The organism is Streptomyces sp. NBC_01571 (assembly GCF_026339875.1).
Taxonomy (GTDB): Bacteria; Actinomycetota; Actinomycetes; order Streptomycetales; family Streptomycetaceae; genus Streptomyces.
In genome coordinates this window covers 8,051,318-8,066,264 of the sequence record NZ_JAPEPZ010000001.1, presented here as the reverse complement: position 1 = coordinate 8,066,264, position 14,947 = coordinate 8,051,318, and the positions used below count along the sequence as shown (strand labels likewise).

11 protein-coding genes are annotated in these 14,947 nt (G+C 70.3%); 3 read left to right on the top strand and 8 right to left on the bottom strand.

The features are described from left to right. The first annotated feature begins 394 nt into the window (after positions 1-394). Positions 395-625 (top strand): DUF5133 domain-containing protein, encoded by a 231-nt coding sequence (locus OHB41_RS36335; protein ID WP_266703191.1) that lies wholly within the window; start codon positions 395-397, stop codon positions 623-625. A gap of 324 nt (positions 626-949) precedes the next feature. Here OHB41_RS36335 and OHB41_RS36330 read toward each other — a convergent pair whose 3' ends face one another. From OHB41_RS36330 to OHB41_RS36300, 7 genes are all read right to left on the bottom strand, one after another. Further along, positions 950-1,477, bottom strand: coding sequence for a MarR family winged helix-turn-helix transcriptional regulator (locus OHB41_RS36330; RefSeq protein WP_266703189.1), 528 nt, complete (start codon positions 1,475-1,477; stop codon positions 950-952). Positions 1,478-1,535: 58 nt separating this feature from the next. Beyond that, entirely contained in the window at positions 1,536-1,985 is a 450-nt protein-coding gene (locus OHB41_RS36325; RefSeq protein WP_266703187.1) for an STAS domain-containing protein, read from the bottom strand. Next, positions 1,982-3,067, bottom strand: a complete 1,086-nt coding sequence (locus OHB41_RS36320; protein ID WP_266703185.1) for a cobalamin B12-binding domain-containing protein — start codon at positions 3,065-3,067, stop codon at positions 1,982-1,984. The genes OHB41_RS36325 and OHB41_RS36320 overlap by 4 nt, the downstream gene beginning before the upstream one ends. After that, entirely contained in the window at positions 3,064-4,689 is a 1,626-nt protein-coding gene (locus OHB41_RS36315) for a PP2C family protein-serine/threonine phosphatase (protein ID WP_266703183.1), read from the bottom strand. The genes OHB41_RS36320 and OHB41_RS36315 overlap by 4 nt, the downstream gene beginning before the upstream one ends. A gap of 697 nt (positions 4,690-5,386) precedes the next feature. Further along, the gene (locus OHB41_RS36310) at positions 5,387-7,570 is read right to left on the bottom strand and encodes an FUSC family protein (protein ID WP_266703181.1); all 2,184 of its coding nucleotides are present in this window, start codon (positions 7,568-7,570) and stop codon (positions 5,387-5,389) included. Between the two features lie 228 nt (positions 7,571-7,798). Then, positions 7,799-8,974, bottom strand: a complete 1,176-nt coding sequence (locus OHB41_RS36305; protein ID WP_266703179.1) for a glutathione-independent formaldehyde dehydrogenase — start codon at positions 8,972-8,974, stop codon at positions 7,799-7,801. A 288-nt stretch (positions 8,975-9,262) separates the two neighbouring features. Beyond that, positions 9,263-10,384 carry a hypothetical protein gene (locus tag OHB41_RS36300; protein WP_266703177.1) on the bottom strand — a complete coding sequence of 374 codons (1,122 nt, stop codon included), beginning with the start codon at positions 10,382-10,384 and terminating at the stop codon, positions 9,263-9,265. Positions 10,385-11,204: 820 nt separating this feature from the next. On the opposite strand from OHB41_RS36300, the gene OHB41_RS36295 reads away from it, so the two are divergent. Both OHB41_RS36295 and OHB41_RS36290 read left to right on the top strand, forming a co-directional pair. Then, positions 11,205-11,654, top strand: a complete 450-nt coding sequence (locus tag OHB41_RS36295; protein WP_266703175.1) for a DUF1931 family protein — start codon at positions 11,205-11,207, stop codon at positions 11,652-11,654. A 72-nt stretch (positions 11,655-11,726) separates the two neighbouring features. Further along, complete coding sequence (locus OHB41_RS36290; protein ID WP_266703173.1) at positions 11,727-12,290, top strand: type 1 glutamine amidotransferase domain-containing protein; 564 nt, start codon at positions 11,727-11,729, stop codon at positions 12,288-12,290. 129 nt (positions 12,291-12,419) lie between these two features. Here OHB41_RS36290 and uvrA read toward each other — a convergent pair whose 3' ends face one another. Next, positions 12,420-14,888, bottom strand: a complete 2,469-nt coding sequence (gene uvrA / locus OHB41_RS36285) for an excinuclease ABC subunit UvrA (protein WP_266703171.1) — start codon at positions 14,886-14,888, stop codon at positions 12,420-12,422. Positions 14,889-14,947: the final 59 nt, after the last annotated feature.

The window sequence follows — 14,947 nt, the reverse complement described above, 5'->3', positions numbered from 1 at the left end:
ATCCCGGGTGGCATCGCGGTGGGACAACGGAGAACCAGCAGGTCGCGGAAGACCGACATGTCATCGGCGGCGGCGAGACCTCGTCTCCGACAGCTGGAAGAACGTAGGCCAGGCCGTCCCCGACTGCTCAGATCACCGGTGCACCACCGCGTATGACCGAGGCGACTGCACCGGTGGGGGCTGTGGTGAGGCCTCACCACAGCCCCCACCACGCACCTGGCGAGCCCCCGCGTCCCGCCCCCGGTCAGGGTCCACAACCCGGTTCCGTCCCGGGCACCACTCTGCGGACACGTGGCTGGGAGTCGGCGATGTGTCCGAAACAGTCACCGCGTGGGGGCCTTGGGCGGGGGTATCCGGGTTATCGGTATTGGTGTGGCTGGTAGAGGAGACACTCATGTTGATGGCTCACCCGGTGGTTCTGCAGCGACTGGTCGCCGAGTACGAGACGCTGCGCGACCTGCACGCGGAGAACGGGAGCCCGAACACGGAGCAGCGCATGCAGGACGTGGCCTACACCCTGTGCGTGTCCACCGGCACCCATGACATCGACGCCGCCCTGATAGCCGCACGCCACCAACTGCCCGGCGCCCGGCCCGAAGACGACTCCCTGCTCTTCGCCGGCTGAACCCGGCCCCAGTCGGAAAGCCCCTGCGACACGGCGTCGTTCCGCCCGGCCCAAGGCCGTGGCAGGCATGGGTCCGCGAAACCGCCGTCGCATCCCGTACGTCACAACCCTGGCCGCCTTTCCTGCCGTCCTTGCCCTGCCCCCCACTCCTCCCCTGGGGGCAGGGCAAGGGGCCTCACGGGAAAGGGCGAAAGAGTCTCGATCGGACCCTCACCGTGGAGCCGACCACGGTCGGCAAGCGCATCACCGCCGACATGGCGCTCAACACGACCACCACGTAGCGCAGCGGGCCACCGGGCCTTGCCTTGCCGGTGAGGCGGCTGATCAGGCGGATCGCGCCTGCCCTTGTGCCACGGAGACGAGAGGGGCGTCCTCAGGAGCAAGGCGGAGCTTGGGCTGGTCGGCCAGCGCACTCTGCAGGTGGGCGAGGCCTTCGGCCATCGCTGTGCGCTGATGGGCGGGCATGGTGGCGAGCGCTTCCAGGAGGAGTTCCTCGCGCCGTTCACGTAGCTGCGCCAGATGCCGGCGGCCGGAGGGGGTCAGGGTAAGAAGGACTTCGCGGCCGCTGTCGGGCCAGGGCCGGCGTTCGACGAAGCCGAGGGCCTGGAGACGGTCGACCAGGCGGCAGACGGAGGGGCGTGCCGCGCCCAGGAGTCGGGTAAGGGCGCGCATGCGGATGCCGTCCTCGCGATCCACGATGTTCATGACGCGCAGCTGGGAGACGCGGATGTAGGGGGGCGGGCCCCCGTTGCGGTCCTGCTCCCACATGACGTCGAAGAGTTCCGCGATGCTGCGGGCCTGCCGGGCAGCGTCGCGGAGGTGATCGAGGTCGGGCCGGAGGCGGTCGGTCATGCGATTCCCCCTCCAGGGGCCTGGTCCCTGATGCCGGTCATGCACGCAGGTGGACAAGTCAGCCGCCGACCTCCGGTCCCGCTGGGCGACTCGTGCGGTCGACCGACGTGCCGCCTTCGGACGTATGACGATATGCCATGCCCTGGGACTCGGCCGACACGTCGGGCGAATCCGCATGGTCGGGTATGAGGTGGGCGAGTGCGCCGGTGATGTCCAGCATCCGCTCGAGAGTCGGACGCCGGTTGTCGAGGAACAGCGTGACGCCTGCCGCGTTGGTGCGGCGGTGGAGCATCAGCAGCACGGCCAGCCCCATCGAGTCGAGACCCCCCAGGTGGCCGCAGTCCAGGCGCAGGACACGCAGGTCCGGGTTGTCGGTGAGCTGCCGAGAGGCGAGGGCCAGGAAGTGGTCGGCGCAGTCGTAGTCCAGAAACCCGTGCACCTCCAGATGCACCGCAGTCCTGTCGCCGCTGGGGGTGGTGATGAGTTCTATTCCGGCCGGCGGCGTCATCCACTGTTCCTGGAGTCGGAGGCGTTCACGGACCTTGTCCCGGTGAGATGGTCGGTTGCCTCGGTGAGCATGAGAGTGGCCCGGGGGAAGTCTTTGAGCTGCTCGCCAAGAATGTCCAGAGCCGGAATGAGGGAGCGGGCGGGAACGCCGCGGGCCGTGAGGATCCCGGCCGTCCAGGTCAGGAAGCTGGTGAGGAGCTCGGCGTCGTTCGTGTAGAGGGCGGTAGCCAGGAAATGCACAATGTGCGCAATGTCCTCAGCCGTGTGCTGACGCTGCAAGGCCGTGTAATCCCGCATCGCCGGAAAGCGTTCCTCGAGCCCGTTCATGACGGTGCGCACCAGGTTGGTGTGGGTGCGGGCGACCATCGTGTATTCCTGGTCGGCCAGGTGCGGCAGATCGTCGATGGGCTGATGCGCCGGCCGGGGCTGCGGCAGCGGTCCCTGATCGAGCCGGTCCGCGGCCGCGGCCGCATCGGGCGCCCAGGCGTCCGCACCGAGCATGCGAGCGTACTGGCCGTGCACGCCGAAGGCCGCCCCGCCCACCAGAACAGGCGTGTTCGTCGCCTGAACCGCCGTGATGGCGGCATGCGCGGTCGGCAGGCGGGTGGCGATGGAACTGGAGAGGGCCACCATGTCGGGTCCGGTCTGGTGGAGGTGGGTGATCAGGTGGGTGGGGGGAACCTGCGCGCCGAGATAGTCGACCGTCCAGCCTCGGAGTTTCAGGACCTCGGCCAGGATGCGGGCGGGCAGGCCGTGCCATTCGCCGTCCACGCACGCCACGATGACCCGGCCGCGGGCCTGAGCGGTGTGAGCGTCGTAGTGGTGGGAGAGCGCGGAGACGGCCCGGTCGTTGATCGCGGTGGCGGCGTGCTCCTGCGCAACGGTCATGCGGTTGGCGGCCCACTCCTCGCCCACCTTGCGCTGCACGGAGGCAATGAGGTCCAGGAGCGCTCGCTCCGCGGTGACGCCGTCCTTGAGGGCGTCGAAGACCACCGCGGTGGCGGCGTGCTCGTCGCCGGCGGCGACCGCCCGCCACAGCTGATCGGTCCGGTCCTCGAAGGAGACAGCGGTGAGGGTACTCATGCGGTGAACCTGCCCCGGGTATGACCGTCCACCGCACTCAGATGATGGGAACGGGGCGAGGCGATCACTATGACGGCCATGTCGTCGTGCGATCCGCTCCCCACCCACTGGGAGGCGAGCATCTGCACGTGCTCGACGACGGCTTCCGCCGGCATGCCCGCGCACTGGGACAGCGCTGCCCTGAGCCGGTCCTCACCGAAGAACTCGTCGCCCAGCGGGCCGCCTTTGGCCTCGGTGAAGCCGTCCGTGAACAGCATGCAGAACTCGCCCGGCGCCAGCGTCTCGTGCATGGTCGTGGCCGGCGCCTTGGGGAAGGTTCCGATGAGGGTGCCGCGGGAGGATCCTTCCTCCACCGTGCCGTCGTGCCGCACGATGAGGACGGGCTGGTGCCCGGCGCTCGTCACGCGCAGGCGTACGGAACCGGCCTCGCGCACGGCGGACGCCATCACCAGGGTGGCGAAGCGGGTGTGGTGGGAATTGAGGAGCGCGCCGTTGAGCAGGTCGATCATCCGCTGGTGGTCGCCTGCCATCGGCAGGAGTGCCTGCAGGGTGTTGCGGATCTTCCCCGTCAGGACGGCGGCTTCCATTCCCTTGCCGCACACGTCGCCCAGCACCGCGAAGGACTCCTCCCCTTCGACGGAGGCGGGGTGGACGTCGTAGAAGTCGCCGCCGATGCGCTCGTGATCCCGGGAGGCGCGGTAGCCGCCCGCGAAGTCCACACCCGAGATCTGGTGCAGGGCAGGGGGGAGCAGGTCCCGCATCAGCGTCTGCGTCAACGACGACTGCTCGGCATAGAGGCGGGCCGCGGACATCGCGGCGCCTGAACGGGCCGCGAACAGCCGGGCGAAGATCTCCTCCCCGTCGCTGAACGCAGTCTCTCCGCTGCGTCGCAGCAGCACCAGAGCGCCGGCCGGTACACCGTGCCCGGGCAGTGGGGTGACGACGATGGACCCGACCGTCCCGAAGCCTTCCGGCACGAGCCACTCGGGAGCGGACGCGGGATCGATCCAGCGTGACGGCACCGGCGGAAAGCCCTGGATCGCCTCCGCCAGCCCGGGAACCTCGGACGGGTCGACGTCCCACTGGAAGCGCTGTGGGCGTCCGCCGCGCAGGCACAGGACGACGGGCAGGCGGCGGGCGCTGCGGGGAGCGATGACCACGGCAGCATCCGCGAGATGCTCAGCCGCCAGTTGGGCGGTCACGTCCATGCACCGCTCCAGATTCAGTGACGACAGCAACGTGTTGGACGCCTCGGTGAGAAACGCTGTGCGTTCGCGTTCCTCCCGCAGCGCCTCGCGGGCCAGCCGGTGATCGGTGTCGTCCACCAGCCACCACACCACGTTCCCGTCATCTTGCACGGTCGGATGCGCCTCGAAGCTCCGCTCCCCCACCAGCCCCGGGACGGCAGCAGTGTCGCCCTGGCGCCTGTCGGCCGTCCGGCGGGCGTGGGCGTTCGCCAGCCAGGCCGGAACGCCGTCCGAAAGAGCAGTACCGCGGCAGAGGCTGGGAAAGAGCGCAGCCGCCTGCGGGTTGACGTGACATACGACGCCGGCGCCGTCCACGACCAGAACTGGGTGGGGCACCGACGTGAATGCCTCGTGGGCCGGAGCAACAGCGCTCACGGCATGTCCGTGCTGGGTGGAAGTCACAAACAGGAAGGCCCGCTACGCGAACCCCTCACCTCATCCGGTCGAAGAATTGTTGCCCTGCGGCAACCATCCTGCACCGTGCCTTCCGCTGGCAACCCGCCCCCCGGCCGAGTCTCACTCCGAACAGCGTATGAGTCATCCGCAGCCCGCCCCGTGCCCTCGCACCACAGGCGAATCGCCACCACAGACGCCGAAAGTGGCAGGTCAACGCGGCGAACGTGATCCTTTTCACCGCAGTACGGCTCGGCATCAGCGGGCCGCCGCACCATGTGAAGACGTAGAGGAGAAGATGAAGGTTCGTGAAGCCACGCCCCGCGGGTCCGGCCTGCACGTCCGCGCAGTACCGGATCGGCGGAAGCCCGACGCCGTCACGACTCGGGTCCCCCGACCGGTACGCGCCGCCCGCTCACCAAAGCCGGGCACGGACGCGGGAGAGACGCGGCAGACAGGCGGACCGGGGTGGCCGGACGGATGTGTGGCGGGCCACCTGACCCCAGCGCGATGCCGCCTGCCGGAGACGACGGCCCCGAAGAGATTCCGCAAGGCCGGGTGGTGTCGTCGTTCACTGACGCGTCCCGGCCGTGGCCCGAGACCTCGCAAGGGGCTGTGGCACCAGCCGCCGGCAACGGCTCCCCTGCAGGAGGCGCGGCGCGCCCTGTCGCCGGAGTCGTCACCCACCCCGGTGCGCGGGCGCGGTTCCTGATCCGTCACCCTCCGCCGCCACGGCCGCCCGCACCCGCTGCTCCTCGCGAGCAGAACAGACGTCCCGTTCCAGGGGTGTGCGGCTCACGGCTGTCGCGAGGTCCTCCAAGGCCCGCTTCTGCAGTTCCGCCCCGCGCCGCACCACCGGGCTCCGGTCCCCGGCGGCGGCGCCCTCCCACGCGTGGAGCGCCTCCTGCACGCGCCCCCAGTCCGGATTCCTGTGCTCGCGCACGTCGGCTGCCGCCTGCGCGGTGTCCGCCTCCAGGGCGTCGGCGAACCGCTCCGCCTCGGGGACGAAACGGCTGTCGGCCCGCGGGACGTGGCTCTCCATGAGCATCGCCGCCCGGCCGAACCCCTTGAGCGCCTCCTGCGCCTCCTCCACCTCGCGCGACGTCAGACCCCTGGGGCGCCCCGGTTCCTGCCTTGCCCTGTCGTACGCCTCCTGCCAGGCGGCACGCGCCTCCCTGCTCGCCAGCAGTGCCCTGCGCATGTCGGCGTGATGCTCCCGGGTCGGTTCGGCGTAGCTGCGGAGCACCGCGGCCGCGTACCGGCCGTTGGCGGCGAGCCAGTCCGCAAGCCGGCCCGGCAGCCGGGGTGTCTCCCATGCGGGGAACACCGCGTACGCCAGCATCGCCAGGGCCCCACCGAGCAGGGTGAGCACCACCCGCTCCGGGACCGTCTGCTCCCATGCCTGGCCGCCCATGCCGAGCAGGAAGACGACGTACGCGGCAGTGAAGCACTGGGAGTAGGCGTAGCCGGTACGGATCAGCGTGTACGACAGACCTGCCGAGACCACCGCCAGCGCGCCGGACACATGGGCGTCCGGGCCCAGGGCCCGCACCATCCCGGTGGCGAGCGCGACCCCCGCCAGGGTCCCGGCGAAACGGGCCACCGCACGCGCGTACGTCCGGTGGAAGTCCGGCCGCATCACCATCACCGAGGCGATGGGCGCCCAGTAGCCGTGGCCCAGGGGGAGCCGGGCGGCGATCAGATAGCCCAGCGTGGCCACCGCCGCCACGCGGACGGCGTGCCGGAACACCGGCGAGTCCCGGCGGAGCTCACGGCGGACCGCCCGGACGACGACCGGGACCAGCCGGAACATTGTCGGGCGTACCAGGAACTGGGCGTCCGCGGGGCCGGGCGGCGTGGGCGTCCTCCCGCGCTCGCCGCCGCTCCCGGCGATCTCCAACGCCTCGCCGAGCAGTTCCACGAGCCGCTCGGCGGCCTGCCGCGCGGGCCCCTCCAGCACCTCGTGCTCCTCGTCGACGCGCAGGACGTCCGTGCTCCTGGGCGGCACCTCGGCGGGAGTGCCGCGGCGGATCGCACGGGCGGCCGCATCCAGGACGTCGGCGGCCGCGTCGAGCAACTCCCGCGCGCGGTCCCGCCCGGGGCCCTCCGCCGGGGCGCCGACGTCCGGGTCGGCGAGTGCGGCGACGACCGGCCGAATGCGCTCGGCGAGTCCCCGGGGGCCGTGCAGGACGGGGGGACGGGTGCGGGCCTGTGATGGCGTCACGGCGGCCGCGTCCCGGGCCGTCATCAACGGTTCCGGGTCGAACGGGGCGGTCGGGTCGTGCCGCAGCCGGCGGGCGTAGTCCGCCACGGCGGCCAGGGCGTCGGCGAGCGCGTCACGATGCGCCCCCCAACGGCGGATCGGGAACAGCAGGATCAGCAGGGCCTGCGCCACGCCCCCGAGTGCGATGACCCCCGCGTGCTCCAGGGCTCGCCCGACGCTCGTGGGAAGGGTGATGGTCACCAGCATGCTGCCGACCGTCGTCGCTGCGACGATCCCAGCGGTCGATCCGAGGGCCCACGCCATCCCCGCGGCAAAGGCCCATACGGCCAGCAGCGGGAGGAACGTCACGAGCCGCCCCGCCGCCAGGTAGCCCACGAAGGTGCTGAGCGCCAGACCCACGCCCGCGCCGAGCGCGATCACCTTGCGTGGCCGCCAGGTGCGCTGGAAGGTGGCCCCACCCGCGGAGTAGGCACCGAGGGCGGCGGACGCGGCATACGCAGGGGAGACCAGCCACAGAGTCGGTCCGACGACGATCGCCACCCCAACTGCCGTGCGCAGCGCGAGCAGGGGCTCCAGCCGCGTCTCCTCGATCGTGAGCCCGGATCGCACGACCTCCCCGAAGGCCCGCAGCCACGTCACGGGCGTGAGCCTAGTCGGAACACCCTGCCGGGTCGCGTCGGCCTGGTTGAGGTGCGGCAGCCGTCGGCCAAGGAAGCCTCCCACACGCCCCGCGCGAACAGACTCGTTGGTTCAGGTCCGACCGGAGCGCGGGCGATTGCCCACAGCTCCGGCCGGGGGACGGGCAGAACGCCGCCCGTCTCCCGGACCGGCCCGGGAGGAACAGGCGGGACGGCGGCCCCGGGTCTCTTACCGCTTGTGACCGTTCCCGTGTCCGTTCGGATGCAGGACCACCTTGGTCCAGCCCTCGTCACGGGCGTCGAAGTGCTCGTAGGCGGTGGGGGCCTCGTCCAGGCCGAGTTCGTGGGAGACGACGAAGCTCGGCTTCGCCTTCCCGCCGGCGATCAGGTCCCGCAGCGCCCGGTTGTACCTCTTCACCGGCGCCTGCCCGGTGCCCATGTGCTGGCCCTTGAACCACATCATGCCGAAGTCGATCGGAACCTTGCCGTGCGCCTCCAGCTCCCCCTGGGCCTCGGCACCGCCGGGGTCCTCCGGCAGGAACACGCCCACCACACCGATGTCGCCCGTGAACCTGACCGAGTCGATCAGTCCGTTGAGCGTGAGACTGGCGTCCTCGTGTCCCTCGGGGTCGTGTGCCTGGTAGCCGACGCACTCACAGCCGTTGTCGGCGCCCAGACCGAGGGTGGCCTCCTTGACGACCTCCGCCGGCTTCTGCTCGGCGGTGTTGATCGGGATGGCCCCGATCTCCTCCGCCTTGCGCAGCCGGTCGGGCTGGTAGTCGGCTACCCAGACGCGGCCGGCGCCCTTGAGGAGGGCCGAGTAAGCCGCCATCAGCCCGACGGGACCGGCTCCGAAGACGATCGTCTGGTCGCCCGGCTTGACGTGGGCCATCTCGGTGGCGTGATAGCCGGTGGGGAAGATGTCGGCGAGCATCACATAGTCGGTCTGCCGCTCGGCGGCGTCCTCACCCAGACGCAGCGCGTTGAAGTCGCCGTAGGGCACGCGCAGCAGTTCCGCCTGGCCGCCCTGGTAGGGGCCCATGTCGGCGAATCCGTAGGCGGCTCCGGCGAGGGCCGGTTCCGGCTGCATGGTCAGACAGTAATTGGTGAGACCCCGCTCGCACTGCTTGCAGAAGCCGCAGGCGATGTTGAAGGGCAGGACCACATACTGGCCGACCTGGACCTTGCGGACAGCCGAGCCGACCTCCACGACCTGCCCCAGATTCTCGTGTCCCAGGGTGCGGCCGGACTCGAACGAGGTTCGGCCCTCGTACATGTGCAGGTCCGAACCGCAGATATTGGTAGTGGTGATCTTGACGATGATGTCGCATGGGTGTTCGATCTTCGCGTCCGGTACGTCCTTCACGGTGACCGTTCGCGGGCCTTCGTATACCGCTGCTTTCATGATGGCTTCCTTTGTGCCGCGGCATGACCGCAGCACGGCAGGGGATGGAGACGGCGTAAGGAGCCTGACTCCGGGGAGTGGGTGCGACGGACTCCGTGGCTCCGGCATGCCTCTGGGGAGGGTCACCCGGTCCAGGCGGAAAGGCGGTGCCACCGCCGTCAGGCGGAGTCCCGGCGCTCCGGTGGCATACCGTCCGAATCCCCGTGGGCCCTCGACGTGAATCGGCCACGCACGCTTCGGACTCGGACGACCACCACTCAACGACGCATCTCCAACTCACCTTACCAGCTAGTCATCGTGGTCGTCCTGGAGCATGTGGCGACGTTCCTGTTCGCGCTTGGAGTAGGCGGCTGCCCGGATCGCCTCGTCGCTCTCCAGGCCTGATCCCAGCGCGCCACCCACGGTGGCGACCGAAGCCACGAACCATGACAACGTCATGTATTCCGCGGCGTGCAGCGGGGTGTGTGTCACGGAAGCGAACACTCGGCCGTTGATGATGAACAGAGCCCACGCCAAGTTGATGACGATCAAACCGCCGTAGCAGACGAGCACCCCGATACCCACGGTCATGACCGTCGAGGCGTTGTAGAGCCTCGCCCTCTGCCTCGCCTCCGGCGAGACCTCTGTTGATCGATGCCACAGCTGCGCGTCGACGATCAGCCAGCCGACCATGAGCGCGACAGACCCGACCGTGGCGATCACGAGGCGTGGCGCGCTCAGGGACTCGGCCAGGCTCCAGATGGTGGAGTTCACGGTGGCGACCGCTCCCGTGGCGAGTGCGGCCGCCAGGGCTTTCGACAGGCCCGGCACCAAGCGCCACGGCCGGTTGGCGCGAACCATACCGACGAGCACCCTCAGGTAACCGCGCGGTCCGCTGACGACGTACCGGAGATCAGCGGTCTCCTCCTCACCGACGTGGCCCGGGTGAACAGGCGCGAGACGACTGACGAAAGGCCCCAGGAGCGGCTGACTCTGTGGAGGTCCCTCAGCCCCGGTGGCCCGCAGGCCCGCCAAGCTGAGCACGGCTTCTTCCACGGCCCGCCGGGCCCTCGTCTGCAGACGCAAGCCCCCCAGCGGAGGAAGGGACAGCAGCGCCAAGCCGTGCTCGTGGCTCAGATCCACCACGAGCTTGCGCCCGTGTGAGTGCAGCGGAAGGTCGGTGAGGGCCACGACGATGTCCCAACTCTCCGCTCTTCCGCGGTCCATGATCCGGCGCATCAAGGTGGGCGGGTCATCGGTCCCTGCGGTGAAGGGCTCACTGACCACCTCGACGTCGAACTTCCGCCCCTGGCCTGACTTGTCGGCGAGCCGAGTGGGAAGTACCCGGGCAATGCGCTGCGCGATCTCCGTGGGCGCGTCGGGATCCGCCAGGAGAGCCACGACCGTAACGCCCTGAGACGACACCCGCATGACTCCTTCTCGTCGGCTGCCCCCCGACCGCCCGTGCCCACAGGATGCCCCCGAGGTATCGCCGACGCCGCGTGACACGCTGGCCCCTGCCGACAGGTGCGGGCGGTACGGTCGGATCTCCTCGTCCTCCCCGCGCGGGGCGTGCTCCACCACCGGGCCACGTTGCGCGCGCCACCGCGACCAGCCCGTCCGGCCGCCTCTTCCGACCGGCCGACGCGCCGTGACCGGTCCCGGTGTGCGGCGCGCAGCCAAGGGCCTCCCTCACGGTCGCCACGCCTTCATCCCAGCCGTCCTCGAGCTTCGGGCCCCAGGAGGCCAGAGGCCGGCGCCCTACCTTGCGTGCGCACGCATGGGGTCGTTTCACCCAGCCTTGCGTGGATCGTTTCGCGGGAAACACGTCGATGGCCTGGCGGCAAGTGGGGCAGCTCGGTCGCCGCTGTCTCATGAGTCACCTCGCAGTCCGGAGAAGAACGGCTGCCGCTGCCTACTCTTCAGACCGGCCCCTGCGCCGAGGCCGGCCTTGTTCCAGTCCCGGCTGGGTGCCCTGTACGGTCCCGCTCCTCCGGGCTGGTCGTGTCGTCTGGTCAGCAATGCGAGACGTGACAACGCCGTGCAGTCTCCTGCCGACGGACGGCCGCACGGCTGGCCGACGGATGCCTGCGCACTTCATGCTGCTCTGCCAGGGGAAGAGGGGGCACCCCTTTTCGGCCTGGGGTGCGGAGGCGCTCAGCGGGGGGCTCTGCGAATCTCGACCGGGTAACAGCCGATGGCGGCGCGGGCAGGAGCGACGCCGTCCGTTCCGGTGAGGAGGCGAGAGGGCATGACCGTGATGGGTGTGTCGAAGTTCGAGAGGTTCTTCCGCGCCGCCGCAAGCCTCGACGTGGACAAGAACGACCTGAAGCGGTACGGCGACTTCGTCGACGCCAAGCTCTACGACCTCCTGGTCGCCGGCCAGGCGTCGGCCAAGGCCAACGGCAGGGATACCGTCGAACCGTGGGATCTACCGATGACCAAGGGCCTCCAGGAGAGCATCCACCGGTTCCGGCGGCTCGACGAGGAGGTCGAGCTGAAGCCGATCCTGGAACAGCTCGCCGCGCATCCTCCCCTCGACAGGACACCCACCCAGGAGACCGAAGAGCGCTACCCCGAGATCATCGGCGGTCTCAGCGTCGCCCTCGCGGAGACGTTCAAAATCATGTATCCGGATGTCAAGAACCCGCAGACCAGTCACTGGGAGGGCGTGACCGCGGTGTTCGACCGGCTGCTGTAGCGGTCGCGCCCTAGTGGCCGGGTGTCCCTACCGCTCACGTCACAACCAGCGACTCGTGAAGGGAGCTTTACCATGACACAGGAACTCCAGGGGATGCGGGTGGGGATTCTGGCCACCGACGGCGTCGAGCGCGTGGAACTCGACCAACCGCGCGGTGCGCTGCAGGGCGCAGGCGCGAAGACCGAGATCGTCTCGCTCCACCCCGGCGAGATCCAGGCCCGCCAGTTCGACCTCAACGCGGCCGGAACCTTCCCCGTGGACCGCCTGGTCGCCGACGCCTCCGTCGACGACTACCACGCCCTTCTCCTGCCCGGCGGCACCATGAACCCCGACCAACTGCGCATGGACCGCGACGCGGTGCAGTTCGTCAAGGACTTCATGGCCAGCGGGAAACCGGTCGCATCGATCTGCCACGGCCCGTGGACCCTGGTGGAAGCCGACGCCGTGCGCGGCCGCCGTCTGACGTCCTGGCCCAGCATCCGCACGGACCTGCGCAACGCCGGCGCGGAGGTCGTCGACCAGGAGGTGGTCGTCGACGGACAGTTGGTCACCAGCCGCAGCCCTGCCGACCTGCCCGCCTTCTGCGCCGCCATCGTGGAACAGTTCGCCCGGGCGCACCACCCCATGCCCAGCTGACCGCGCGGAACGGACCCGCGCGGGGCACCTCGCGAGCGGTATCCGCCACCAGCTGGAACGCAGCATGGCGACGCGCGCGACCCTGCGCCCCGGACCCGGCTGACGGGTGCTCAGCCCCTCGCGCCGTCGTCAGGAGCGCGCGAGCCGGGCCGCGAGATAGGGCGCGGTGACGCTGCGGCGGGCCCTCGCCACCTTGGCCGGCGGGCCCGCCGCGACCACGCGCCCGCCCGCGTCGCCGCCGCCCGGCCCGAGGTCGATCACCCAGTCCGCGGTGGCGATCGTGTCCAGGTCGTGCTCGACGAGGACGACCGTGTTGCCGGCGTCGACGAGCCGGTGCAGCTGTCGCAGCAGCAGCGCGATGTCCGAGGGGTGCAGCCCCGCCGTCGGCTCGTCGAGCAGGTAGAGCGCGTGCCCGCGGCGGGCTCGCTGGAGTTCGGTGGCCAGTTTGATGCGTTGCGCCTCACCCCCGCTGAGTTCCGTCGCGGGCTGGCCCAGCCGCAGGTACCCCAGTCCCACCTCGCGCAACGTCTCCAGACTGCGGGAGGCGGCCGGGACGGCGGACAGGAACTTGGCGGCGGCGTCGACGGACAGCGCCAGTACTTCCGCGATGTTCTTGCCGCGGTAGGTGACTTCCAGCGTTTCGGCGTTGTACCGGGCGCCCTGGCAGGTCGGGCACGGCGCGTAGGTGCCGGGCAGGAACAGCAGTTCCACCGCGACGAATCCTTCGCCCTGGCAGGTCTCGCACCGCCCTTCGGGCACGTTGAAGGAGAACCGGCCGGCCGAGTAGCCGCGCGCCCTGGCCTCGTCCGTCGCCGCGTACAGCTTGCGCACCGCGTCGAACATCCCCGTGTACGTGGCCAGGTTGGACCGGGGAGTTCGGCCGATGGGCCGTTGGTCGACCCGGACCAGCCGGTCGAACGACTCGACCCCCGACGCGTCCTGGACGTCGACCTCCAGTTGCGCCTCGTCGGGCTCCTCGGGTGCGAGTCCGAGGTGGCCGCGGACGACCTCGGCGAGCACCTGCGTCACCAGCGTCGACTTTCCGGAACCGGACACGCCCGTCACCGCCGTCAGTACACAGAGCGGTACGTCGACGGACACGTCGTGCAGATTGTGCCGGGAGACGCCGCTCAGGTGCAGCCAGCCGTGCGGTGTGCGCGGGCGGTGATCGAGCGGCTGGGCACGCCCGAACAGGTACTGGCTCGTGGCCGACTCCGCGACCCGCTCAAGACCGGCGACCGGGCCGCTGTACAGCACGCGTCCGCCGCCCTCACCCGCGCCGGGGCCGATGTCGACCACCCAGTCCGCCCGCCGTACGACGTCCATGTCGTGCTCCACGACGAACAGCGAGTTGCCCGCCGCCTTGAGGCGGTCCAGCACGTCCAGCAGCGGTTCCGCGTCAGCCGGGTGCAGGCCCGCAGAGGGTTCGTCGAGGACGTAGACGACGCCGAAGAGCCCCGAGCGCAGCTGGGTGGCGATGCGCAGGCGCTGCGCCTCGCCGGGCGACAGGGTCGTCGAGCGGCGCCCGAGGCTGAGATATCCGAGGCCCAGGTCGAGCAGTACGTCGACCCGCGCGACCAGATCGCCGCAGATCCGGACCGCGACCTCGGTCGTCTCCCCGGATCGGGCGGTCGACGTGGTGGCGTCGGCCTCGGACCGCCCCGCGACGGGCCGCAGGAGCGCCACGACCTCGGTGAGCGGCATCGCGTTGATCTCGGCGATGGAACGTCCGGCGAAGGTCACGGCGAGCGCCTCGGGCCGCAGTCCGCTGCCGTGACACTCGGGGCAGGGCACACTCCTGACGAACCGGAGCGCCCGTTCGCGCATCTTCTCGCTCTTGGAGTCGGCGAGGACGTGCATGACGTGCTTGCGGGCGCTCCAGAACTTGCCCTGGTAGCCGTAGTCGACGCGGTCCTCCTCCGGCTCGATGTACACGGAGGGCTGCTCGTCCGTGTACAGCAGCCAGTCCCGGTCCTTCTTCCTGAGCCTGCGCCACGGTCGGTCGATGTCGATCCCCAGGCCGTTCACGACACTGCGCAGGTTGGCGCCCTGCCAGGCGCCCGGCCAGGCGGCGATCGCCCCCTCGCGGATGCTCAGCGAGGGGTCCGGGACGAGCAGGTCCTCGGCGACGTCGTGCACGACGCCCAGTCCGTGGCACTCCGGGCAGGCGCCGGCCGCGGTGTTGGGTGAGAACGACTCGGCCTCCAGCCGTGTGGCCCCGGGCGGATAGGTGCCGGCGCGGGAGTACAGCATGCGCAGCAGATTGGACAGCGTGGTGATGGTGCCGACCGTCGAGCGCGAGCTGGGCGACCCGCGCCGCTGCTGCAGGGCCACGGCCGGTGGCAGTCCGGTGATTTCCTGCACGTGTGGTGCGCCGACCTGTTGCAACAGCCTTCGGGCGTACGGTGCCACGGACTCGAAGTAGCGCCGCTGGGCCTCCGCGTAGAGCGTGCCGAAGGCGAGCGAGGACTTGCCCGAACCGGAGACGCCGGTGAAGGCGACCATCGCGTCGCGCGGAACGTCGACATCGATGTTCCGCAGGTTGTTCTCACTGGCGCCCCGGACATGCACGAAGGGGTCGGTCGCGTCCTTGTTCACCGTTCCTGATTACCTGATCTCGCCGGGAACCGCGCGACAGGCGCCGTCACCGGGCCTCG